Source organism: Streptomyces sp. NPDC002776, assembly GCF_053592195.1.
In genome coordinates this window covers 305,624-326,890 of record NZ_JBSFVG010000006.1, presented here as the reverse complement: position 1 = coordinate 326,890, position 21,267 = coordinate 305,624, and the positions used below count along the sequence as shown (strand labels likewise).

19 protein-coding genes are annotated in these 21,267 nt (G+C 72.0%); 8 read left to right on the top strand and 11 right to left on the bottom strand.

What is annotated here, in order from left to right:
• Positions 1-10: 10 nt before the first annotated feature.
• Entirely contained in the window at positions 11-193 is a 183-nt protein-coding gene (locus tag ACWD11_RS15690; protein WP_389418262.1) for a hypothetical protein, read from the bottom strand.
• A gap of 163 nt (positions 194-356) precedes the next feature.
• Here ACWD11_RS15690 and ACWD11_RS15685 point away from each other — a divergent pair, with 163 nt between their 5' ends.
• The 3 genes from ACWD11_RS15685 to ACWD11_RS15675 all read left to right on the top strand — a co-directional run bounded on the left by ACWD11_RS15685 (position 357) and on the right by ACWD11_RS15675 (position 3,682).
• Positions 357-1,397, top strand: a complete 1,041-nt coding sequence (locus tag ACWD11_RS15685) for a P1 family peptidase (protein ID WP_451283465.1) — start codon at positions 357-359, stop codon at positions 1,395-1,397.
• 163 nt (positions 1,398-1,560) lie between these two features.
• Positions 1,561-2,778: a L,D-transpeptidase gene (locus ACWD11_RS15680; RefSeq protein WP_451283463.1), complete on the top strand. Its 1,218-nt coding sequence runs from the start codon at positions 1,561-1,563 to the stop codon at positions 2,776-2,778.
• A 157-nt stretch (positions 2,779-2,935) separates the two neighbouring features.
• Positions 2,936-3,682 carry a DUF6227 family protein gene (locus tag ACWD11_RS15675; protein ID WP_389418259.1) on the top strand — a complete coding sequence of 249 codons (747 nt, stop codon included), beginning with the start codon at positions 2,936-2,938 and terminating at the stop codon, positions 3,680-3,682.
• A 13-nt stretch (positions 3,683-3,695) separates the two neighbouring features.
• On the opposite strand, the gene ACWD11_RS15670 is transcribed toward ACWD11_RS15675, so the two are convergent.
• From ACWD11_RS15670 to ACWD11_RS15650, 5 genes are all read right to left on the bottom strand, one after another.
• Entirely contained in the window at positions 3,696-3,950 is a 255-nt protein-coding gene (locus tag ACWD11_RS15670) for a hypothetical protein (protein ID WP_389418258.1), read from the bottom strand.
• 106 nt (positions 3,951-4,056) lie between these two features.
• A complete protein-coding gene (locus ACWD11_RS15665; RefSeq protein ID WP_451283461.1) occupies positions 4,057-6,420 on the bottom strand; it encodes a PTS fructose transporter subunit IIABC in 2,364 nt (787 codons plus the stop codon).
• 154 nt (positions 6,421-6,574) lie between these two features.
• Entirely contained in the window at positions 6,575-7,522 is a 948-nt protein-coding gene (gene pfkB / locus ACWD11_RS15660) for a 1-phosphofructokinase (protein ID WP_389418256.1), read from the bottom strand.
• Complete coding sequence (locus ACWD11_RS15655; protein WP_451283459.1) at positions 7,519-8,280, bottom strand: DeoR/GlpR family DNA-binding transcription regulator; 762 nt, start codon at positions 8,278-8,280, stop codon at positions 7,519-7,521. Before ACWD11_RS15655 ends, pfkB begins: the two co-directional genes overlap by 4 nt.
• Positions 8,281-8,502: 222 nt before the next feature.
• The gene (locus ACWD11_RS15650; protein ID WP_451283457.1) at positions 8,503-10,014 is read right to left on the bottom strand and encodes an MFS transporter; all 1,512 of its coding nucleotides are present in this window, start codon (positions 10,012-10,014) and stop codon (positions 8,503-8,505) included.
• A gap of 63 nt (positions 10,015-10,077) precedes the next feature.
• Between ACWD11_RS15650 and ACWD11_RS15645 the strand changes: the two genes are divergently transcribed.
• Positions 10,078-11,043, top strand: a complete 966-nt coding sequence (locus tag ACWD11_RS15645; RefSeq protein WP_451283455.1) for a helix-turn-helix transcriptional regulator — start codon at positions 10,078-10,080, stop codon at positions 11,041-11,043.
• A 97-nt stretch (positions 11,044-11,140) separates the two neighbouring features.
• On the opposite strand, the gene ACWD11_RS15640 is transcribed toward ACWD11_RS15645, so the two are convergent.
• Entirely contained in the window at positions 11,141-11,821 is a 681-nt protein-coding gene (locus tag ACWD11_RS15640; RefSeq protein ID WP_389418252.1) for a TetR/AcrR family transcriptional regulator, read from the bottom strand.
• A gap of 401 nt (positions 11,822-12,222) precedes the next feature.
• A complete protein-coding gene (locus ACWD11_RS15635; RefSeq protein ID WP_389418251.1) occupies positions 12,223-13,221 on the bottom strand; it encodes a sigma-70 family RNA polymerase sigma factor in 999 nt (332 codons plus the stop codon).
• 169 nt (positions 13,222-13,390) lie between these two features.
• On the opposite strand from ACWD11_RS15635, the gene ACWD11_RS15630 reads away from it, so the two are divergent.
• A complete protein-coding gene (locus ACWD11_RS15630) occupies positions 13,391-13,921 on the top strand; it encodes a GNAT family N-acetyltransferase (RefSeq protein ID WP_389418250.1) in 531 nt (176 codons plus the stop codon).
• A gap of 38 nt (positions 13,922-13,959) precedes the next feature.
• Here the strand turns inward: ACWD11_RS15630 and ACWD11_RS15625 are convergent, their stop codons facing one another.
• On the bottom strand, positions 13,960-14,745 hold the full coding sequence (locus tag ACWD11_RS15625) for a dioxygenase family protein (RefSeq protein WP_451283452.1): 786 nt from the start codon (positions 14,743-14,745) through the stop codon (positions 13,960-13,962).
• Positions 14,746-14,845: 100 nt separating this feature from the next.
• On the opposite strand from ACWD11_RS15625, the gene ACWD11_RS15620 reads away from it, so the two are divergent.
• Entirely contained in the window at positions 14,846-15,403 is a 558-nt protein-coding gene (locus ACWD11_RS15620; protein WP_389418248.1) for a MarR family winged helix-turn-helix transcriptional regulator, read from the top strand.
• A gap of 109 nt (positions 15,404-15,512) precedes the next feature.
• On the opposite strand, the gene ACWD11_RS15615 is transcribed toward ACWD11_RS15620, so the two are convergent.
• Positions 15,513-17,042, bottom strand: a complete 1,530-nt coding sequence (locus ACWD11_RS15615) for an MFS transporter (protein WP_451283450.1) — start codon at positions 17,040-17,042, stop codon at positions 15,513-15,515.
• Positions 17,043-17,136: 94 nt separating this feature from the next.
• Positions 17,137-17,784, bottom strand: a complete 648-nt coding sequence (locus tag ACWD11_RS15610; RefSeq protein WP_389418246.1) for a TetR/AcrR family transcriptional regulator — start codon at positions 17,782-17,784, stop codon at positions 17,137-17,139.
• Positions 17,785-18,062: 278 nt separating this feature from the next.
• On the opposite strand from ACWD11_RS15610, the gene ACWD11_RS15605 reads away from it, so the two are divergent.
• Together ACWD11_RS15605 and ACWD11_RS15600 are read left to right on the top strand one after the other, a co-directional pair.
• Positions 18,063-19,340 (top strand): M6 family metalloprotease domain-containing protein, encoded by a 1,278-nt coding sequence (locus ACWD11_RS15605; RefSeq protein WP_451283448.1) that lies wholly within the window; start codon positions 18,063-18,065, stop codon positions 19,338-19,340.
• Between the two features lie 343 nt (positions 19,341-19,683).
• Positions 19,684-21,258, top strand: coding sequence for an IclR family transcriptional regulator domain-containing protein (locus tag ACWD11_RS15600; protein WP_451283446.1), 1,575 nt, complete (start codon positions 19,684-19,686; stop codon positions 21,256-21,258).
• Positions 21,259-21,267 lie beyond the last annotated feature (9 nt).

Genomic DNA, 21,267 nt, shown 5'->3' with positions numbered 1-21,267 from the left:
CCGGCCGGGTTCAGAGGTGGTGGGGCGGCTTCTCGTCGAGGAAGCGCTTCAGGTCGGCCGCGCTGTCGCCGCCGGCGCCGGGCCGCTCGCCCCATCCGCTGTCCGTGTCGTCCGAGGACTGCTGGTCCAGCGGGTCGTCGAAGATCAGCGCGGCCTTCGGCTCACGCCGCTCGGGGTCGGGGGCGGTGTCCATACCTCAAGGGTACGGCCCTGTCGGCGGTGGTGGTCGTGTCGGTGATGGCGGGCCTGCCGTTGGTGGCGGTCCCGTCGTCGCGCGGGCGCCGAGTCGGCGTGCGGCGGGTCCGAGGCGGCGTGCGGCGGGTTCGACCCGGCTCGGGCTGGACGACACTGACTCCATGACAGTTGACGCATTGACGGACGTCGCCGGTGTGCGGGTGGGGCATGCGACGCGCATCGGTGGCGGTTGGCTCACCGGCACCACTGTCGTCCTCGCTCCGGAGGGCGGGGCCGTTGCCTCGGTCGATGTGCGGGGCGGCGGACCCGGCACCAAGGAGACCGACGCGCTGGATCCGCGCAACCTCGTGCAGAAGGTCGAGGCGATCGTCCTGACCGGCGGCAGCGCCTACGGGCTCGACGCGGCGTCCGGGGTGATGGCCTGGCTGGAGGAGCAGCGGCGCGGGGTGCGCGTGAGCCCGGATCCGGCGCACGTCGTGCCCGTGGTGCCCGCGGCGTGCGTCTTCGACCTGGGGCGGGGCGGCGACTTCCGGGCCCGGCCGGACGCGGCGATCGGGCGCGCGGCGGTCGAGGAGGCCGCGGCGAGTACGTCCGGCGCCCCTGTCCGGGAAGGGTGCGTCGGGGCCGGGACGGGGGCGGTCGTCGGGACGCTGAAGGGTGGGGTGGGGACGGCGAGCGTGGTGCTCGGGTCGGGGGTCACCGTCGGGGCGTTGGTGGTGGCGAACGCGGCGGGGGGAGCGATGGATCCGGAAACGGGCGTGCTGTACGGCGAGTTGTTCCAGGGGCGGGTGGAGTATCCCGAGGCAAGCGTCCACGGCAGCGCGCTGCGGCGGCTCGCCGAGGTCTCGGCGAGGAACGCACCTCCCCCGCTGAACACGACCCTCGCCGTCGTCGCCACCGACGCGGACCTCTCCAAGGCGCAGGCGCAGAAGATGGCGGGTACCGCCCACGACGGCATCGCGCGCGCCGTGCGGCCGGTGCATCTGCTCAGCGACGGCGACACGGTGTTCGCGCTGGCCACGGGCGCCCGCCCGCTCGACGCCGCGAACCCGCTCGCGCTGAACGAGATCCTCGCCGCGGGCGCGGACGTGGTGACGCGGGCGATCGTCCGCGCGGTGCGGGCCGCGGAGTCGGTGGACGGGCCGGGTGGGGCATGGCCGTCGTACGGGGAGCTGTACGGGAGTGGTGCCGTGGGGGCCTGAGCGGCGCGAGGTGCTCCCGCTCCACCACCTCCGCCCGTGAATGTCGCGGTTCTGTCACGTGATGGCGTTCACCGCGCGGGGAGGGAACCCGACCCCTCGCGGATTCCCTCTCTCTGCACGCACCGGATCAGATCACGCACATCACGCGAACTTGGAGCAGCTTGTGACAACGCCGGACAAAGCAGCACGGCGCGTACTGGGGACCTGTGCCGCGCTGATGGCCGGCGCGCTCGGCCTCACCGCCTGCGGCAGCAGCGCCGACGCCAAGAACGAGGACGGCAAGGGCGGGGACTCCGCCAGGACGTCGGCCGCGAAGATAGTGATCTCGGCGAAGGACGGCTCGTCGGACGCGTCGATCAACTCGACCCGGGTGAAGGTCAGTGACGGCGAGCTCACCGACGTGAGGATGACGGAGGCGGATACGGGGGAGGCCGTGCCAGGGGCCATATTGGCGGACGGCGCGAGCTGGAAGCCGAAGGAGCAGTTGGAGCGCGGGACCGAGTACGAGATATCGGCGAAGGCGAAGGACGCGGACGGCAAGAGCGTCGCGGCCGGTTCCAGCTTCACCACGGTCACGCCGGAGAAGAGCTTCATCGGGACATACACGCCGGACGACGGCACGACGGTGGGTGTGGGGATGCCGGTGTCGTTCACCTTCGACAAGGCGATCAGCGAGAAGAAGGCCGTGCGGTCGGGGATCACGGTCACGTCGAGCAGCGGGCAGAAGGTCGTGGGCCACTGGTTCGGGGAGCGGCGGCTCGACTTCCGGCCCGAGGAGTACTGGAAGGCCGGTTCCAAGGTCACCATGAAGATCGACCTGGACGGGGTCGAGGGCGCGAACGGCGTCCAGGGGGTGCAGAAGAAGACGGTGACCTTCACCATCGGGCGCTCGCAGGTCTCCACAGTGGACGTCGACACGCAGACCATGACGGTCGTGCGGGACGGCAAGACGCTCAAGTCGGTGCCCATCTCGGCGGGCAGCGCGGAGTTCCCGACGTACAACGGGCAGATGGTGATCTCCGAGAAGCTCGTGAAGACGCGGATGAACAGCCAGACGGTGAATCTCGCCGACGCCTACGACATCCCGGACGTGCCGCACGCGATGCGGCTGACGACCTCGGGGACCTTCCTGCACGGCAACTACTGGTACAACAAGGCCAACCCGCCCTTCGGGCGGCAGGGCACCAGCCACGGGTGCGTGGGGCTGCAGGACGTGCGGGGCGCGCAGAGCGACACGCCGGCGAAGTGGTTCTTCGACAACTCGCTCCTCGGCGACGTGGTGATCGTGAAGAACTCCCCCGACAAGTCGGTGGCGCCGGACAACGGCCTCAACGGATGGAACATGCCGTGGAGCGAGTGGACCGCGGGAAGTGCCGCCTGAGCAGGGTGTTCTGATGGTTCGTAAGGGCATGTGGGAACCGTCCGGGCGGCCCGGGCGTTTTACGTGCGTACGTTTTCTCGGTTCCCGGACATGATGTCCGACCGAGGGGCTACGGTATGCACCCACAAGGTGACATGCAGCAACGCCGGGAGAAACCTTGAGCGTTCCGTACGAGACGGCAGCGTACGAATCCCATGAGTCGCCGGAGTCTCCGGAGGAGCACCTGGCGCGACTGCTCGGCCGTGCCCTGAACTCGTTCGAGCTGCCCGACGAGGTGATACGGCGGCTCGACTGCGCGCTGGCGCACGACAGTTCGCTGCACTCCGCGCACCACAGCGCGGGACGGCACCGGGAGACGTACCGGCACACCTGGCTGCTCGCCGACGGCTCGGCGCTCACCCTGTGGGAGCTGGTCCACAACACCGCGCGGGGCAGCATGCCGCAGCACGAGGTGTACGCCGACGAGGAGGAGCTGCGCGCGGCGACCGGACGGCTGCCGCTGCCGCCGGACGCCCCGGACTTCGAGCTGCCGGTGACGGTGCAGCTGTCGCCGGTGCACGCGCCGCGCCACGCCTATGTGACGGACGACTCCGCCGACCACGCGCGCCGGCTGCTGCGCCGGGCGGAGAACACTGACCGGCCGGACGCGGCGACCGCCGCGCTGCTGGCCACGGCGTTCGCGCACCAGATCACCCAGGCCTTCGGACGCCCGTGCCGCGCGGGGCGCGCCGGGCTGGGCTTCTCGCTCTACGAGCACGCCTTCCTGCTGCGCGACGGCAGGGAGATCTCCCTGTGGGAGGTCGAGCACACGGCGACGCCGGACGGGCGGCACATGTGCGAGGTGTACGTCAGCGAGGACGCGGCGCGGGACGCGATGGAGCGCCGGGCGGCGCAGGTGTCGTAACGGACGCGGGTGTTCAGCGTCCGTCGCTGAGCTGCCGTACCAGGCCCGCGAAGGCGTCCTGTTCGGCCGGGGTGAGCTGTACCGACTCCAGCTGCGGGGGCGCCTGCCGCTGGTGCGGGAGGGCGGGCAGGGCGGGGCCGGCGGGCCACGGGGCGGCGCTCGCGCGGACGGCGCGCAGGACGCGGGCGAGGCCGATCACCCAGGTGACCGTCAGCAGGACGAGCAGGCCCACGCCCAGCAGTTGGTAGATCGAGACGTGCTCAGGCATGCGGCCCAGTACACACCACGGTCCGGGACTTTGACCCCGGACCGTGACGTATCTCGCAGGTGCCGTGAACCACTCACAGCTCCCCAATAGGGGCGACCCGGTGTCCTCAGGCGGCCACCGGCTGCTTCGACTCCGCGCTCGTCGGCGCCGTGCCGGGCTCCGTGGGCGCCGTGCCCGGGACCGGCCTGCGCATGCCCTTGAGGACGACGACCAGCGCGGTGGTGACGCAGACGCCCGCCGCGATGGCGACCAGGTACAGCAGCGGGTTGCCGATCAGCGGGACCACGAAGATGCCGCCGTGCGGGGCGCGCAGGGTGGCGCCGAACGCCATCGACAGCGCTCCGGTGACCGCGCCGCCCGCCATGGAGGCCGGGATGACGCGCAGCGGGTCGGCCGCCGCGAACGGGATGGCGCCCTCGGAGATGAAGGAGGCGCCGAGGACCCAGGCGGCCTTGCCGTTCTCGCGCTCGGTCCGGGTGAAGAGCTTGCCGCGGACCGTGGTGGCCAGCGCCATCGCCAGGGGCGGGACCATGCCGGCGGCCATCACCGCGGCCATGACCTGCATCGCGGAGTCGCTGGGGTCGGCGACGGCGATACCGGCCGTGGCGAAGGCGTAGGCGACCTTGTTGACCGGGCCGCCGAGGTCGAAGCACATCATCAGGCCGAGCAGGACGCCGAGGAGGACGGCGTTGGTGCCGGAGAGACCGTCCAGCCAGTCCGTCATGGCCTGCTGGGCCTCGGCGATCGGCTTGCCGATCACCACGAACATCAGGAAGCCGACGATCAGCGTGGAGATCAGCGGGATCACCACCACCGGCATGATGCCGCGCAGCACCGGCGGGATCCGCACCCGCTGGATCGCCATCACCACCGCGCCGGCGATCAGACCGGCCGCGAGGCCGCCGAGGAAGCCCGCGTTGATGGTCAGCGAGATCGCGCCGCCGACGAAGCCGGGGACCAGACCCGGCCGGTCCGCCATGCCGTAGGCGATGTACCCGGCCAGGACCGGGACCAGGAAGCCGAAGGCGACGCCGCCGATCTGGAAGAGCAGGGCGCCCCAGCTGTCGACCTGGGTCCAGGTGAAGTGGTCCATGACCGAGGGAGCCTTGTTGATCTCCCAGCCGCCGATGGCGAACCCGAGGGCGATCAGCAGGCCGCCCGCGGCGACGAACGGGACCATGTAGCTGACGCCGGTCATCAGCCAGGTGCGGAGCTTGGTGCCGTAGCCCTCGCCGGGTTCACCGGCGCGCTCGACCGGCGTGCCCGTGCCCGCGGGCGCCCCGGCACTCACCTCGCCGCGCGCCGCCTTCTCGCGGACCTCGGCGATGAGTTCGGCGGGGCGGTTGATGCCCGCCTTCACGCCGACGTCGACGGTCGGCTTGCCCGTGAAGCGGTCCTTCTCCCGTACGGGCACGTCGTGCGCGAAGATCACGCCGTCCGCCGCCGCGATGACCGCCGGGTCGAGCCGGGCGAATCCGGCCGAGCCCTGCGTCTCGACGACCAGTTCGACGCCCGCGTCGCGCCCGGCGCTCTCCAGGGACTCGGCCGCCATGTAGGTGTGCGCGATGCCGGTCGGGCAGGAGGTGACGGCGACGATACGGAAGGGGCGCCCACCGGGGGCGGTGCCGCTCTCGGCGTCCGCACCCGGTGCCGGGTCGGTGCTGACCGCTGCGGTGCCGGCGGAGGCCGCCACCGGCACCGCAGCGGAGTCCTTGGCGCCGCCGTGCGCGCCGGGCGTGCCCCCGCTCGCGCTACCCACGCTCTGTTCCACGCCGCTCGCGCTCTCTTCCGCGCCGTCTGCGCCGTGCACGCTCTGCTCTGCGCTGCCTGCGCCGTGCACGCCGCCGCCCGCGCTGCCTGCGCCGCCCATACCGTTCACGCCGCCGCCCACGCCGTTCACGCCGCCGTCCGCATCGCCCGCGCCGCGTGCGCTCCCCTCCGCGCCCCGCGCACCCTTTGAGGCGCCGTCAGCCACAGCCTGCGCCCCCGATGCCTCGGTCGCTCCGATGGCCTCCGGAGTCGACGCCACCTCATCCCCCCGGATCAGCGCCGCCGCCGACTCCGCCTCCCGCGCTGCCCGCAGGGCGTCCGTGAAAGCGGCGTTCATCAGCCGGCGCGCCAGGGAGGACAGGATCGTCAGGTGGGCGTCGTCCGCGCCGGCGGGTGCCGCGATCAGGAAGATCAGGTCCGCCGGACCGTCCGCCGCCCCGAAGTCGACGCCCGCCGCGCTGCGCCCGAAGGCGAGTGTCGGCTCGGTGACGTGCTCGCTGCGGCAGTGCGGGATGCCGATGCCGCCTTCGAGGCCGGTCGGCATCTGCGCCTCGCGGGCGGCGACGTCGGCGAGGAAGCCGTCGAGGTCGGTCACCCGGCCCAGGGCCACCATGCGCTCGGCGAGGGCACGGGCCGCCGCTTCCTTGGTGTCGGCGGCCAGGTCGAGATCGACCAGGTCCGCGGTGATGAGGTCGCTCATCGCGGGCTCCTTCGCACGCGTGTCGCCCGGGAAGTGGGGTGGGCGAGGGTGGGGACGGGGGTGCAGTGGGGGAAGGGGGTGGCGGGGACGGAGGCGAGTAACGGGGCCCCTCGCCACTTCGTAGCCGGTGCGCGAGGCGTGAGCGGTGCGTACGTCATGACACCGGCTCCTTCAGTACCCGGTTCACCGGCACCTCGGCGGTGACCGTGACGGCCGACGGGTCCAGGTCGCCCGGCGACGGCATCACGCTGCCGGGCAGCTGTACGGCGGCGGCGCCGTGCGCCACGGCGGACGCCAGCGCCTCCGGGCCGCTGCCGCCCGCGATCAGGAAGCCGGCGAGCGAGGAGTCACCCGCGCCGACGTTGGAGCGCACCACGTCCACGCGCGCGCTGCCGAACCAGGTGCCCGCGCCGTCCACCAGCAGCTGTCCGTCCGCGCCCAGACTGGCGAGCACGGCGCCCGCGCCCATCCCACGCAGTTCCTCGGCCGCCTTCACCGCATCGCCCACCGTGGACAGGGGCCGGCCGACCGCCTCGGCGAGCTCCTCGGCGTTCGGCTTCACCACGTCGGGCCGCTCCCGCAGCGCCTCCAGCAGCGCCCGACCCGAGGTGTCCAGGGCGATCCGCGCGCCTCCCGCGTGCGCCCGCGCGACGACATCGGCGTACCAGGCCGGGGCGAGACCGCGCGGCAGGCTGCCGCAGCACGCGATCCAGTCCGCGTCCCGCGACTGCTCCCGCACCGTCTCCAGCAGCAGCTCCTGCTCCGCGGCCGTGAGTTCCGGACCCGGCGCGTTGATCTTCGTGAGCACCCCGTCCGGTTCCGCGAGCGCGATGTTGGAGCGGGTGGCTCCGGCGATCCGCACCGCGGTGACCTCGATGTCCTGCACGGCGAGCAGCTCGGCGACGACCGCGCCGGGCGCACCGCCCAGGGGCAGCACCGCCACCGTGCGGCGTCCGGCGGCGGCGACGGCACGCGAGACGTTGACGCCCTTGCCGCCCGGGTCCATGCGTTCTCCGGTGGCGCGGACGACCTCGCCGCGCTCCAGGGCCGGGACCTCGTAGGTGCGGTCCAGGGACGGGTTCGGGGTGACGGTGAGGATCATGCGCGCACTACTTCCGTGCCGCCGCGCTCGATGGCGGCGGCGTCGTCGGGGCTCAGCCCGCTGTCGGTGATCAGCAGGTCCACATCGCTCAGGTCGCCGAAGCGGGCGAAGTGCTCCTGGCCGTGCTTGGCGGAGTCGGCGAGCAGCACCACCCGGCGGGCCGCTGCCACCGCAGCGCGCTTCACCGCGGCCTCGGCGAGGTCGGGGGTGGTCAGACCGTGCTCGGCGGAGAAGCCGTTGGCCGCCACGAAGAGGACATCGGCCCGGATCTCGCCGTACGCCCGCAGCGCCCAGGCATCCACGGCGGCGCGCGTACGGTGCCGTACGCGCCCCCCGACGAGATGGAGCTGGATGCCGGGGTGGTCGGCCAGGCGGGCCGCGATCGGCAGGCTGTGGGTGACGACGGTGAGCGAGGCCTCCAGCGGGACGGCACCCGCGAGCCGCGCGACCGTCGTACCGGCGTCGAGGATCATCGTGCCCTCGGCCGGCAGTTCGGCCAGGGCGGCCTTGGCGATGCGGTCCTTCTCGTCGGCGGCCGTGGACTCGCGTTCGGCGAGGTCCGGCTCGAAGTCGAGGCGGCCGACCGGGATCGCGCCGCCGTGCACCCGGCGCAGCAGGCCCGCCCGGCCCAGCGCCTTCAGGTCCCGGCGGATCGTCTCCGCCGTCACCTGGAACTCCTCGGCCAGCGACAGCACGTCGACCCGGCCGCCGTCCCGGGCGATCCGGAGGATCTCCTGCTGCCGCTCCGGTGCGTACATGTCCGTTCGCCTCCGACCAGTGCCCGAACTTGTGGTTTCGCCGGACACTACGCCGTGATTTCGGGAAAGTAAACAGGTTCGGGCGCGATTCGGGCATGAACGGACTTGGGAAGCGGGGCGCGAAAGGACTTGAGGGGGGACGCGCATCGTCGGGCACGAGGAAGGGCCCCGCGCCGAAGCGCGGGGCCCTTGGTCCCAGTACCGGGTTCGAACTCCGCCGGATCAGGCGACGGGCACCGGCTCCTTCACCTCGTCCCGATCGCCCACGAGTTCCGTCCCGTCCGTTCCCTCCAGGTGCTGCGCGGGCCGCCGCGGCAGCACGAACATCAGCAGGAAGATCGCGGCCATCACCCCGGCCACCCACCCCAGCGCATTCTGGAACGCGTCCACGAAGGCCGGTCCGGCGGCGCTCCCGGCACCCAGCCGGTCGTCGAGCACGCCGTAGAACACCAGCGACACCAGCCCGAGGCCCACCGCGTAACCCATCTGCTGCACCGTGTTGAGCAGCCCGGACGCCGAACCGGCGTGCTCGCGCGGCACCTCCGAGAGGATCGCGTCGGTCAGCGGAGCGACGATCAGCCCCATGCCGACGCCCATCACGGCCAGCGGAAGCGCCATCTGCCACGGCTCGATGCCGAGGCCGTACCGCTCGGACTCCCACAGGTAGACAAGGACGCCCAGCCCCATCACCAGCGCACCCGCCTGGAGCACCTTGCGCCCGAAGCGCGGCACCAGCTTCTGCACCGACAGACCCGCCGCCGTGGACACCGCGAGCGAGAACGGCACCCCGGTCAGCCCGGCCTTCATCGGGCCCCAGCCCAGGCCCAGCTGCATGTACAGCGTCCACACCAGGAAGAAGATGCCGAGAGCGACCCCGAACACGGTCTGTACGGCGATACCGGCCGCGAAGCTCTTCACCTTGAACAGGGACAGCTCGATCAGCGGGGAGCCGTCCCGTGCCGTCTTGCGCTTCTCGAAGGCCACCAGCACCCCGAGCACGACGAGCGCGCCGGCCATCGACACATACCCCCACAGCGGCCAGTCCAGCTCACGGCCGCGGGTCAGCGGGTAGAGCAGCATCAGCAGTCCGAGCGTCACCAGGCCCACGCCGACCAGGTCGAGCCGGGGGGCCTTCGCCGCCTTGGACTCGGTGATGTAGCGGCTGCCGAGGATCAGGCCGGCGATGCCGACCGGCAGGTTGATCAGGAAGATCGGGCGCCATTCCAGACCGAAGAGGTTCCACTCGGTGAGCAGGGCGCCGAGCAACGGACCGCTGACCGCGCCGAGTCCCACGACCGCGCCGAACAGGCCGAACACCTTGCCGCGCTCGTGCGCCGGGAAGGTGGCGTGCACGATCGACAGCACCTGCGGCACCATCAGCGACGCCATCGCGCCCTGGAGGATGCGGGAGGCGACCAGCATCTCCGGGTTCGCGGCGAAGCCGCAGAGCGCGGAGGCGAGGGTGAAGCCGCCGATGCCGATGAGGAACAGCTTCTTGCGGCCGTGGATGTCGCCGAGGCGGCCGCCGGTGATCAGGCCCGCCGCGAAGGCGAGGGCGTATCCGGCGGTTATCCACTGGATCTGGCTGTCGGTGGCACCGTCGTGGTGCTGGATCGACGGGATCGCGATGTTGACGATCGTGACGTCGACGAGGTCCATGAACGCGGCGGTCATCACGATCGCCAGGGCGAACCAGCGCCGCTTGTCTCCGACGGGTGTCGTCTCTTGGGTCATGTGGAAGAAGTTAGATCCCGAGTAGGTCAGATCATGTCCTAGTTCTGCGGCATCCTCGGACGCATGACGACAGACACCCCGGCCCGGCTCCTTCAGCTCCTTTCCCTCCTCCAGACACCCCGCGAATGGCCCGGCGGCGAGCTCTCCGACCGGCTCGGGGTCTCCCGGCGCACCGTCCGGCGGGACATCGACCGGCTGCGCGAACTCGGCTATCCGGTGCAGGCGACCAAGGGCTCCGAGGGCGGCTACCGGCTCGTCGCGGGCAAGGCGATGCCGCCGCTCGTCCTCGACGACGAGGAGGCGGTCGCCATCGCGGTCGGTCTGCGCGCCGGCGCCGGGCACGCGGTGGAGGGCGTCGACGAGGCGTCCGTCCGGGCGCTCGCCAAGCTGGAGCAGGTCCTGCCCAGTCGGCTCCGGCACCGCGTCGCCACCCTCCAGGCCGCGACCACCCCGCTGACCAGCGGCGACGGCGCGTCCATCGCACCGGAGACCCTGACCGTGATGGCCTCGACGGTGGCCGGCCAGGAGCGGCTGCGGTTCGCCTACCGGGCGGGCGACGGCACGGAATCCCGCCGCCTCACCGAGCCGTACCGCCTCGTCTCCACCGGCCGCCGCTGGTACCTCGTCGCCTACGACCTCGACCGCGACGACTGGCGGACCTTCCGCGTCGACCGGGTCAGCGACCCCTTCGCGACGGGCGCCCGCTTCACGCCCCGGGAGCTGCCGACGGGCAGCGCCGCGGAGTATCTGCGCCAGTCCATGTACCGCCGCCAGGAGACCTACGAGATCGCGGTCACCTTCGCCGCCCCCGCCTCCTACATCGCGGCCCGCCTGCCCCAGTGGCTCGGCACCCCGGAGCCGGTCGACGACAACAGCTGCCGCCTGCGCGCCACGACCGGCGACGCGGTGGAGTGGATGGCGGTACGGCTGGCCATGGCCGACTGCGAGTTCACCGTGCACGAACCCGCGGAACTGGTGCGCTGCGTACGGGAACTGGGCGGGCGCCTGAGCAGGGCGGCAAAGGCCTGACGCGCACGGCTGCTGCTACGGCGGCGAAAACCTGAAGTGTACGGCTGCCTACGGCCGCCCCCGCCCCGCCGGACTCACGCGCGCCGCCCCACCGGGCTCACCCGCGCCCCGCCACTTCCCCCCACGGAAAGTCCCGCAGCACCGCGAGATGCCGCAGGGCCAGGGCGCCCGGACCCTCGGTTCCCTCCGGCCGTGCCTCCCCCGCCGCCCAGGACTCCACGGCGACCCGTACGGCCGCGCCCGCCACGGCCGCCGCGAACCGCAGCTCGGTAGGAGGACCGGCAACGTTGTCCCCGCCGTCAAGACCGAGCCGCTCCCCCAACGCCTCCGCCAGCGTCCGCTCGGAGGCGTGACAGACCTCCGCCCACACCTTGCCCAGCGCGGGGCTGGCGGCGGCGAGACGGATGAGGGTGCGCACCCATTCCCAGGAGGACGCCGACACCCCCACCCCCGGTGTCAGGGTGTGGCGCACCGCGTGTTCCAGTGCCTCGGGCACGGACAGTCCGGCGGGCGCAAGCCGTACCGCCTGCGCCCAGCGCTCGGCGCCCGCCGCGTACAGCGGGGCGACGGCCTCTTCCTTGGTGGCGAAGTACCGGTAGAACGTGCGCGGGGCGATCCCGGCGGCCTGGGCGATGTCCTCGGCGCGGGTGGCCCGCAGGCCCTGCCGGACGAAGAGGGCGGCCGCGGCGCGGGCGATCTGCATACGGGTCTCCGCCTTGCGCCGTTCCCTCAGGGAGAGGGGTGCGGCGGAGTGTGGTGCTGGGGTGGGGCTGCTCACGTTCGGCAGGCTATGCCTCTGTGACACAATCTGCCATTCGGCGGGCCACCCCGGGGTTCAGGTACGGGGTGACCCGCCTTCCAGCATGCCTGCCGTCGAACGCCCCGCCTGCCGTCGAGCGCCCTGCCCGCCCGGAAAAGAGCCGAACCCCGGCGCCCAGGGGGGGGAGGGCGCCGAGGTCCGGCTTGGGAGAGTCCCGGCGCCGGGGGGGGGTGACGGCGGGACTGTGGTTCAGGAGGGCCCGCGAGGGGGGATCGCGGGGACCGAACTCCTGGACCCTGAAAGGTTGTTCCCAGGGTCCCGGGAGTTGAAGCGGCGTTACGGCGCCATGTTTGCGCGGTCTTTCGCCACCCGGCGTACGCGCCGGAGGCGTTCGCACGCCCTCGGACTCGCGTTCCGGGTCAGGCGGCGGCGTCGAACCCGGTGTCCCGGGCCAGCTTCTTCAGCTCCATCAGCGCGTGCTTCTCGATCTGCCGGATGCGCTCGCGCGTCAGACCGTGCTCCTTGCCGACCTCGGTCAGGGTGCGCTCGCGGCCGTCCTCGATGCCGTACCGCATCTTGATGATGGAGGCCGTGCGCTGGTCGAGGCGGCCGATCAGATCGTCCAGTTCCTCGCTGCGCAGCAGCGTCAGCACCGACTGCTCGGGCGACACCGCGGAGGTGTCCTCCAGCAGGTCACCGAACTGGGTCTCGCCCTGGTCGTCCACCGGCATGTTCAGCGACACCGGGTCGCGGGCCCAGTCCAGGACGTCCGTGACGCGCTCCGGGGTGGTGGCCAGCTCGGCGGCGATCTCGGTGGGCTCCGGGTCCCGGCCGTGCTCACGGTTGAACTCGCGCTGCACGCGCCGGATCCGGCCCAGCTCCTCCACCAGGTGGACGGGGAGCCGGATGGTGCGGGACTGGTCGGCTATCGAGCGGGTGATCGCCTGGCGGATCCACCAGGTGGCGTAGGTCGAGAACTTGAAGCCCTTGCGGTAGTCGAACTTCTCGACCGCGCGCACCAGGCCGGCGTTGCCCTCCTGGATCAGGTCCAGCAGCGGCAGTCCGCTGCGCGGGTAGCGGCGGGCGACGGCGACGACCAGGCGGAGGTTGGAGCGGATGAAGACGTCCTTGGCACGCTCCCCCTCGGCGACCAGCGCCTCGAGCTCCTGACGGGAGGCGTCCGCCTTGGACTCCTCGTATCCGTCGAGCACCTGCTGCGCGAACACACCCGCCTCGATGATCTGAGACAGCTCGACCTCCTTGGCGGCGTCGAGCAGCGGTGTGCGCGCGATCTCGTCGAGGTACATGCCGACCAGGTCGCGATCGGCGATCTCGCCGCCATGGGCGCGAACACTGTTTGCCGCATCGGTCGTCCCGCCGGTGGCGGACTGACGACGGGCGACGGCACGGGTTGCCATGCGTGCTCCCTTGCGATGGTGGGCTGGCGGGTGGTCCTTGGTTGCCCGGCACTCTCCCGGGTGCCCTGCTTCCGATGGAAACAACGACTGGAATCAGGACAGAATTCCCACCGCGTCCCCCTATTTTTCTGATCATGCAGTACCCTGTCCGGCCACACAGGGAGGAGTGATGTTGACGGCACGTACAGAGGTGCAGGTCAGGGCGGGAGTCGAGGGTGACCTCGGAGCCCTCACCGACATCTACAACCACTACGTACGACACACACCGATCACCTTCGACACGGCGGTCTTCACTCCGGAAGAGCGCCGCCCCTGGCTGCTCTCCCACCCTGAAGACGGGCCGTACCGGCTGATGGTTGCCGTGGAGGGGGACCCCACAGGGAACTCACAGCGGATTCTGGGGTACGCCACATCCAGCCCTTACCGGCCGAAGCCCGCGTACGCCACGTCCGTGGAGGTCACGGTCTACCTCGCCCCGGACGCGGGCGGCCGAGGCGTCGGCACCCTGCTCTACCAGGCGCTCTTCGCGGCCCTGGCCGACGAGGACCTGCACCGCGCCTACGCGGGCATCGCCCAGCCGAACGAGGCCTCCACCCGGCTGCACGAGCGCTTCGGCTTCCAGCACGTCGGGACGTACGGCGAAGTGGGCCGCAAGTTCGGCCGGTACTGGGACGTGGCCTGGTACGAGAAGCCGCTGTAAGCGCGGCGTCCGGGCCCTGCCGTCCGGATCGCCCCGGCTCAGCCGAACTGCACCGACCGCTTCGCCAGTCCCAGCCAGAATCCGTCGATCACCGACTTCGGCACGGCCGGATCGCCCCCCGCCCCGGCCGCGCCCATGGTCACGAACAGCGGGGCGAAGTGCTCGGTGCGCGGATGGGCGTACCGCCCGGCCGGGGACTTGTGCAGGAAGTCCAGCAGCGCGTCCCAGTCCTGGTCCTCCAGCGCCCGTCGGCCCCAGTCGTCGAACTCCGCGGACCAGGCGGGGATGCCGCTCTGGCGGAGCGCGGCGAGATTGTGGGTGAAGAAGCCGGAGCCGACGATGAGGACGCCCTCGTCGCGCAGCGGCGCCAGCTTCCGGCCGATCTCCATGAGCCGGGCCGGGTCGAGGGTCGGCATGGAGATCTGGAGGACGGGGATGTCGGCGGCCGGGTACATCTCCACCAGCGGGACGTAGGCGCCGTGGTCGAGGCCGCGGTCCGGGATGTCCTGCACGGGCATGCCCGGGGCGCGCAGCAGTTTGCGTACGGACTCGGCGAGGGCGGGGGCGCCGGGGGCGTCGTAGGTCACCCGGTAGTAGTGCTCGGGGAAGCCCCAGAAGTCGTACACGAGGGGGACGGGTTGCACCGCGCCGAGGGCGAGCGGGGCCTCCTCCCAGTGGGCGGAGACCATGAGGATCGCCTTGGGGCGGGGCAGCCGCGCGGACCAGGCCGCGAGTTCGCCGGGCCAGACGGGGTCGTCCGCGAGGGGCGGGGCGCCGTGGCTGAGGTAGAGCGCGGGCATGCGTTCCTGGGTGGCGGCGGACATGGCGGCGGCTCCTCCGGACGATTACTTGAAGTCTAAACCTCACGCCCAGAGTAGGGGGATTTGTTTTAAGTTTCAAGGAGGCGGCTCGTAGAGTGAAGCCATGAACACGGCATCCGCACCCGAATCCGCGTCCGCGTCCGCGCCCGAATTCACGTCCGCTTCCGCATCCGCTGAAGCGCCCCGCTGGCTCACCGACGAGGAGCAGTGCGTCTGGCGCGCCTACCTCCAGGCCACCACGCTGCTGGAGGACCACCTGGACCGCCAGCTCCAGCGCGACGCGGGCATGCCGCACATCTACTACGGACTGCTGGTCAAGCTCGCCGACTCCCCTGGGCGGCGGTTGCGGATGACCGAGCTGGCGATGTACGCGAAGATCACCCGCTCCCGGCTCTCCCACGCCGTCGCGCGGCTGGAGAAGAACGGCTGGGTGCGCCGCGAGGATTGTCCCTCGGACAAGCGCGGCCAGTTCGCGGTGCTGACCGACGAGGGGCTCGCGGTGCTGCGGCGGACCGCGCCGGGCCATGTGGCCGCCGTGCGGGGCGCGCTCTTCGACCGGCTCACCCCGGAACAGCGAAAGTCCCTCGGCGAGATCATGCGGATCGTCGCCGAGGGACTGGAGCCCGATGAAGCGGGTGCGGACCTGCCCTGGCTCCGCTGAGCCGCTCACTCAGCGAAACCAGGGCAGATCCTGGGTCGTACGTCTGGGGCGTCCCCTTCCCCGTCCGTACGGGTCGGTCGTCCCGAAGGGGTCCGTCGTCAGTCCGTCGTCAGTGGGCGACGACCGGCACCGGCAGTTCCTCCTCGGCGCCGTCCTCGGACGAGGCCACCGGGCCGGTGCCCGGCTTGCCGGCGTTGACGAAGGTGAAGGCGATCAGCGCGGCGGCGACCAGGATGCCGACGGCCGCCCAGATCGCGGTGGTGTAGCCCTCGACCATGGCCTCCAGCTGGACCAGCTGCTGCTGGGCCGGGGTGCCGGCGCCGCCGATGTGGTCGGCGACGTAGGTGGTGGTGGCCGAGGCGGCGATCGTGTTCAGCAGCGCCGTACCGATCGCGCCGCCCACCTGCTGGGAGGTGTTGACCATCGCGGAGGCGACACCGGAGTCCTGCGGCTTGACGCCCATGGTGGCCAGGGACATGGCCGGCATGAACGCCGTACCCATGCCGAGGCCGAGCAGCAGCATCGCGGGCAGCAGCAGGGCGGCGTAGGAGGAGTCGACCTCCAGCTGGGTCAGCATCAGCATGCCGACCGCGGCGACCAGGAAGCCGGGGCCCATCAGCAGCCGCGGCGCGACCCGGGTCATCAGCCGGGTGCCGATCTGGGTCGAGCCCGTGATCATGCCCACGATCATCGGCAGGAAGGCGAAGCCGGTCTTGACCGGCGAGTAGCCCTGCACGATCTGCAGGTAGTAGGTCAGGAACAGGAACAGACCGAACATGCCGATGATGGCGAGGCCCAGCGAGAGGTAGATCCCGCCGCGGTTGCGGTCGGTGATCACGCGCAGCGGCAGCAGCGGGGCCTTGACCTTGGCCTCGGTGACGACGAACGCGGCCAGCAGGACCACGGAGGCGACGAACATGCCGACCGTCACCGACTCGCCCCAGCCCTCGGACTCGGCGCGGGTGAAGCCGTAGACCAGCGCGACCAGGCCCAGGGTGGACAGCAGGACGCCGGGGATGTCGAGCGGGTTGCGGTTGCGGGCGCCCTCGGGCTCACGGATGACGAACCAGGCACCGGCGGCGGCGACCACGGCGAACGGGATGTTCACGAAGAACGTCCAGCGCCAGTCCAGGTACTCGGTGAGGAAGCCGCCGAGGATCAGGCCGACGGCACCGCCGGCACCGGCGATGGCGCCGTAGATGCCGAACGCCTTGGCGCGCTCCTTGCCGTCCGTGAACATCACGGCGAGCAGCGAGAGCGCGGCGGGCGCGAGGAGGGCGCCGAAGACACCCTGGAGGGCGCGGGCGCCGAACATCATCGCCTCGTTGGTGGCGGCGCCACCGAGCGCGGAGGCCACGGCGAAGCCGGCGAGACCGACGACGAAGGCGCGCTTGCGGCCCCACAGGTCGGCGATCCGGCCACCGAAGAGCAGCAGACCACCGAAGGCGAGGGCGTAGGCCGTGACGACCCACTGCCGGTTGCCGTCGGATATGCCGAGGTCCTGCTGGGCGGAGGGAAGCGCGATGTTCACGATGGTGGCGTCGAGGACGACCATCAGCTGGGCGAGCGCGATGAAGACGAGCGCTTTCCAGCGGTTGGCATCAGGAACGGATGGAGCCTTTACGGCCGCTTGAGACATGGGGGTACCCACTTCGGGACTTCGTGACGGAAAGAGTGTGAATAAAGAGGTGTGAATAAGGCGATGCAGACAGGGACTGGTGTCGCGGGCTGGACTAATCGGCTTGGCGCAGGTCCTCCAGGGTCACGGCCGTGCCGGGCAGGACGGAACGGGCCGGGGCCCGCAGTCCGTCCAGGAAGAGCTGAAGGTGGCGGTGGACGAAGCGGTCGACGTCCATGCAGCCCGTGCCCGCCGGGGGCCGGCTCAGCTGGGCCACGGCGACCATCAGGTCCCCGACACCGACGTCCGTACGGAGCTGCCCGGCCGCCCGGGCGCGCTCCATCACCGCCTCGATGACCTGCTCACTGCGCTCGCGCGCGGCTTCCAGGTCCGGGTGGTTCTGGTCGAAGGTGCTGGAGATCATCGGGCACAGCGCGCTGATCCGCTCGTCGGCGGACGTGTGCACGAAGCGCTCCAGGGCCTCGAAGGCGTCGCCGCTCTCGGCGAGCGCGGTCTCGGCCGCGGCCACCGTGCGGTCCATGACGGAACAGACGACCTCGCGGACGAGCGCGTCGCGGTCCGGGAAGTTGCGGTACACCGTGGCATTGCCGACGCCGGCCCGGCGGGCGATCTCGTCGAGCGGCACGTCCGGACCGTGCTCGACGAACATCTCCCGGGCGGCGGTGACGATCCGCTCCCGGTTGCGCAGGGCGTCGGCGCGCGGCCGGGTCACCTTGTGCGGCGCGGGGGCTGCGGTCTGCACGGCGTACTCCAGAGTGGCTTGTGTTGCTGCTGTGATGCGATCCGGGGACCCTCTCCCCGTTTCGCGGCGGACACAGGTCTAAACGGGGAAACGATCCCCGGTTATTTCCCGCCCTAGGAGAGATTTCCTGTGACCTGAGTCACATCCTGTCCGGGCTCGTTCGGGCTGTCCGAGTGCCACGTTCGGGCTCATCCAGCGCGCGCCCGCGCTCCCCTCGGCCGAGGGTGATCGCAAGGGCGCAGCCGGTCCGGCGGCTGCCGTGGACGAAGGGCCCCTGCATGCAGCCGTCCAACCGTCGGATACGCCCCCGCCGGGCGGCAGCCCTCGCCTCCGTGACCGCGCTGACCTTCGCGATCAGCACCTCGGCCGGCTCCGGACACCTCTCGGCGGGCGGTACGACGGCCAAGGCCGGCCCGATAGCCCTGTCCCGCACCTCCGCGCTCGGCCCCTGCATGATCAGCGGCAGCCCTTCGGTCCAGATGTCCGAGGGCGTCCCCACCCCGGGCGGCTACTCCCGCTCCACCGGCACGGTCCGCGCCCTGACCCTAATGGTCGACTTCTCCGACGCCCGCGGCCAGGGCCGCGCCCGGGACCGCTTCCGCGAGTTCTTCCCGCAGACCCGGGACTGGTTCCGCACCAGTTCCTACGGCCGCCTCGACTACCGGGCCGAGACCCCGATACCCGGCTGGCTGCGCATGCCGAAGCCCTTCGCGGAGTACGGCATAGAACGCGGCGCCCCCTTCGACCCCGGCTACCGGGAGCTGGTCCAGGACATCGTGGCCGCGGCCGACCCGAAGGTGGACTTCCGGCGCTACGACTTCCTGAACGTCCTGGTCACCCCGAACGCGGGCCCCTCCGCCCTGGACACGGTCCTGTCGGTCACCTTCGCCGGCAACACCGAGGCGCCGGTCGCCGACGGCGTCCCCGTCGCGAACGCCTCCTTCGTCTACTCCCGCCAGGACGACGGCTCCGGCACCTACGACCGCACCGGCTATCGCGTCCTCCCCCACGAGAACGGCCATGTCTTCGGCCTGCCCGACCTCTACACCCAGGAGGGCGGGGGCGCGGTCGGCCACTGGGACATCATGAGCGAGGACTGGGGCGCCAACAACGACCTGCTCGGCTGGCACAAATGGAAGCTGGGCTGGCTGGACGCGGACCAGGTCCGCTGCGCGACGGCGCCCGGGACATCGGAGTACCGGCTGACCCCGCTGTCCCGCGCCGGCGGCCCGAAGCTGGTCTTCGTCCCGCTGGACGGCCGTACCGGATACGCCGTCGAACTGCGCACCCGCGGCGGCAACGACGAGGCGGTCTGCCGGCCGGGAGTACTGATCTACAAGGTCGACGCGGACGTGGACACCGGCCAGGGCCCGGTACGGGTCTTCGACAGCGCCCGCGACAGCGGCGGCTGCACCCGCAGCCCGAACGTCCACGCGGAACTCTCGGACGCCCCCTTCCGCCCCGGCGAAAACTTCGAGGACCCACAACGGGGGATCCGCATCACGGTGACAGCGCAACTGTCGGGGGACCATGTGGTGCGGGTTACCCGGAAGTGAGGGGGTGAGGGGGTGAGGGGGTCGGGGGAGGAGGGCGTCGGGGGAGGAGGCGTGAGGCTCGCGCGCGGGGGCAGGTCGGGTGTGGGGAACGGTCGTGGCACGGGCTCGGTCGGGCGGCGCGGGATTGCGGGCTCGGGCGGGAGCGGGCGGCGGGATCCGGGGCGCGGTGCTGGGCCCGGCGGGCGGTACGGGCTCCGGCTGGCGGCTCGGAGTCGGCGGGCACTGCAGGCGTCGGCGGCGGCGCGGGCACAGCGGGCTCGGGCGAGGGGCGCGGGCTCGCGGACGTGGCGGCTCCGGCGTGGGATTACCGTAGGTGGGGTGAGATCGCCGTATCGGAGGGCTGATGCCCGTGCAGACCACGACCGTCGTCGATGAGGCCGCTGTGCCGGCCGAGGCGGTCGCGCCGTTGATCCGGGGGGTCTCGGTGCTGCGGGAGCTGACGGAGGCCGGCGGCACGATGAGCCCGAGCGGGCTGGAGCGGGCCACGGGCCTCGCCCGTTCCACGGTCGACCGCATCACCTCCACCCTCGCCCGCATGGGGTACGTCCGTCTCGACGGCCGGGACGTGATCCTGGCCCCCCGTCTGATGGACCTCGGCAACGCCTACCTGGCGTCCCTGCGCCTGCCCGCACTCCTCGCGGCCCACGCCGACGCGCTGGCCGACGAACTGGACGAATCGGTCTCCCTCGCCGTGCCCGACGCCGACGGCATCCGCTTCATCCACCAGGCCACCCGCCGCCGCGCGATGTCCCTGAGCTTCCGCATCGGCGACCTCCTCCCCGCCGAACGCACCGCCCCGGGACCGCTGTTCGGCACGCAGTGGACGGAGCAGGACTGGCACGGCTGGCGCGCGCGCAGGGCGCGGGACCCGGAGAACAGGGCCTTCCCGGCCGTACCGCCGAGGGAACGGCCTTGCGGGGACGAGGAGTTCACCGACCGGGTGGCGCGGGCCCGGGAGGACGGCTGGGCGCTGGACGATCAGTTGATCGAACCGGGACTGGTGGCGCTGTCGGTTCCGGTACGGGCTCCCGGCACGCACCGCATCGCCTGCGTGGCCAGCGTGGTGAGCCACACGAGCCGCCACCCGGCGACGGACCTGCGCGAGGCGCTGCTGCCGAGGCTGCGGCGGGCGGTGGCGACGATGGAACGGGAACTGAGAAGGGCCCCCGCCGCGGCACCGGCCCCGCCGCCCTCCGCCCTGGCGGCCTGGACGGGCGGGTCGAAGCGGGAACTGGGCCGGGACTTCGTGGAGTCGCTGGCCCGGGGCCTGACGGTCCTGACGGCGTTCGGCGAGGGCCGGGCGCGCCTGACGCTGACGGAGGTGGCCCAGGCGACGGGCCTGGCCAGGGCGACGGCACGCAGAGCACTGATCACGTACGAGCACCTGGGCCTGGTGACCCGCCCGGACGAGCGCACGTACGCCCTGACCCCCAGGGTCCTGTCGCTGGGCTTCCCCCCGCTCTCCCGGACGACGCTCCCCCGCCTGGCGACCCCTCACCTGACGGACCTGACGACCCGGCTCCAGGAGTCGGCAACCCTCGCGACCCTGTCCCCCGACGGCAAGGAGATCGTCCACACGGCGGAAGCCACGGCCCACCGCGTCATGAGCGTGACGATCCCCCCGGGCACCCGGGCCCCGGCCGCGGAAACGGCACTGGGCCAGGTACTCCTCTCCCCCGACCGGGACCACGCCCTGCTGGACGAGGAACGGGAGGCGGGCCTGCGCACCCTCGCCGTCCCGATCCATGACGCCCGCACGGGCACCCGGGTGGCCGCGGTCGGCGTGGCCATGCACGCGGCACGCCACACCCCCGAGGAGTGCGTCCGCACGATGCTCCCGCCCCTCCGCTCAACGGCCCAGGCCATCGAAGCGGACCTCCACGCCGCCTCCCGCTTCACCCGCGTCCCGATCACCTGACCCCACCCC

Bases quoted from the DNA above. Each gene is read 5' to 3' on its own strand.
- ACWD11_RS15600 (WP_451283446.1), top strand. From the start codon at position 19,684: ATGCCCGTGCAGACCACGACCGTCGTCGATGAGGCCGCTGTGCCGGCC.
- ACWD11_RS15615 (WP_451283450.1), bottom strand. From the start codon at position 17,042: ATGTCTCAAGCGGCCGTAAAGGCTCCATCCGTTCCTGATGCCAACCGC.
- ACWD11_RS15645 (WP_451283455.1), top strand. From the start codon at position 10,078: ATGACGACAGACACCCCGGCCCGGCTCCTTCAGCTCCTTTCCCTCCTC.
- ACWD11_RS15630 (WP_389418250.1), top strand. From the start codon at position 13,391: ATGTTGACGGCACGTACAGAGGTGCAGGTCAGGGCGGGAGTCGAGGGT.
- ACWD11_RS15650 (WP_451283457.1), bottom strand. From the start codon at position 10,014: ATGACCCAAGAGACGACACCCGTCGGAGACAAGCGGCGCTGGTTCGCC.
- ACWD11_RS15605 (WP_451283448.1), top strand. From the start codon at position 18,063: ATGCAGCCGTCCAACCGTCGGATACGCCCCCGCCGGGCGGCAGCCCTC.
- ACWD11_RS15655 (WP_451283459.1), bottom strand. From the start codon at position 8,280: ATGTACGCACCGGAGCGGCAGCAGGAGATCCTCCGGATCGCCCGGGAC.
- ACWD11_RS15685 (WP_451283465.1), top strand. From the start codon at position 357: ATGACAGTTGACGCATTGACGGACGTCGCCGGTGTGCGGGTGGGGCAT.
- pfkB (WP_389418256.1), bottom strand. From the start codon at position 7,522: ATGATCCTCACCGTCACCCCGAACCCGTCCCTGGACCGCACCTACGAG.
- ACWD11_RS15620 (WP_389418248.1), top strand. From the start codon at position 14,846: ATGAACACGGCATCCGCACCCGAATCCGCGTCCGCGTCCGCGCCCGAA.
- ACWD11_RS15665 (WP_451283461.1), bottom strand. From the start codon at position 6,420: ATGAGCGACCTCATCACCGCGGACCTGGTCGATCTCGACCTGGCCGCC.
- ACWD11_RS15670 (WP_389418258.1), bottom strand. From the start codon at position 3,950: ATGCCTGAGCACGTCTCGATCTACCAACTGCTGGGCGTGGGCCTGCTC.
- ACWD11_RS15625 (WP_451283452.1), bottom strand. From the start codon at position 14,745: ATGTCCGCCGCCACCCAGGAACGCATGCCCGCGCTCTACCTCAGCCAC.
- ACWD11_RS15690 (WP_389418262.1), bottom strand. From the start codon at position 193: ATGGACACCGCCCCCGACCCCGAGCGGCGTGAGCCGAAGGCCGCGCTG.
- ACWD11_RS15635 (WP_389418251.1), bottom strand. From the start codon at position 13,221: ATGGCAACCCGTGCCGTCGCCCGTCGTCAGTCCGCCACCGGCGGGACG.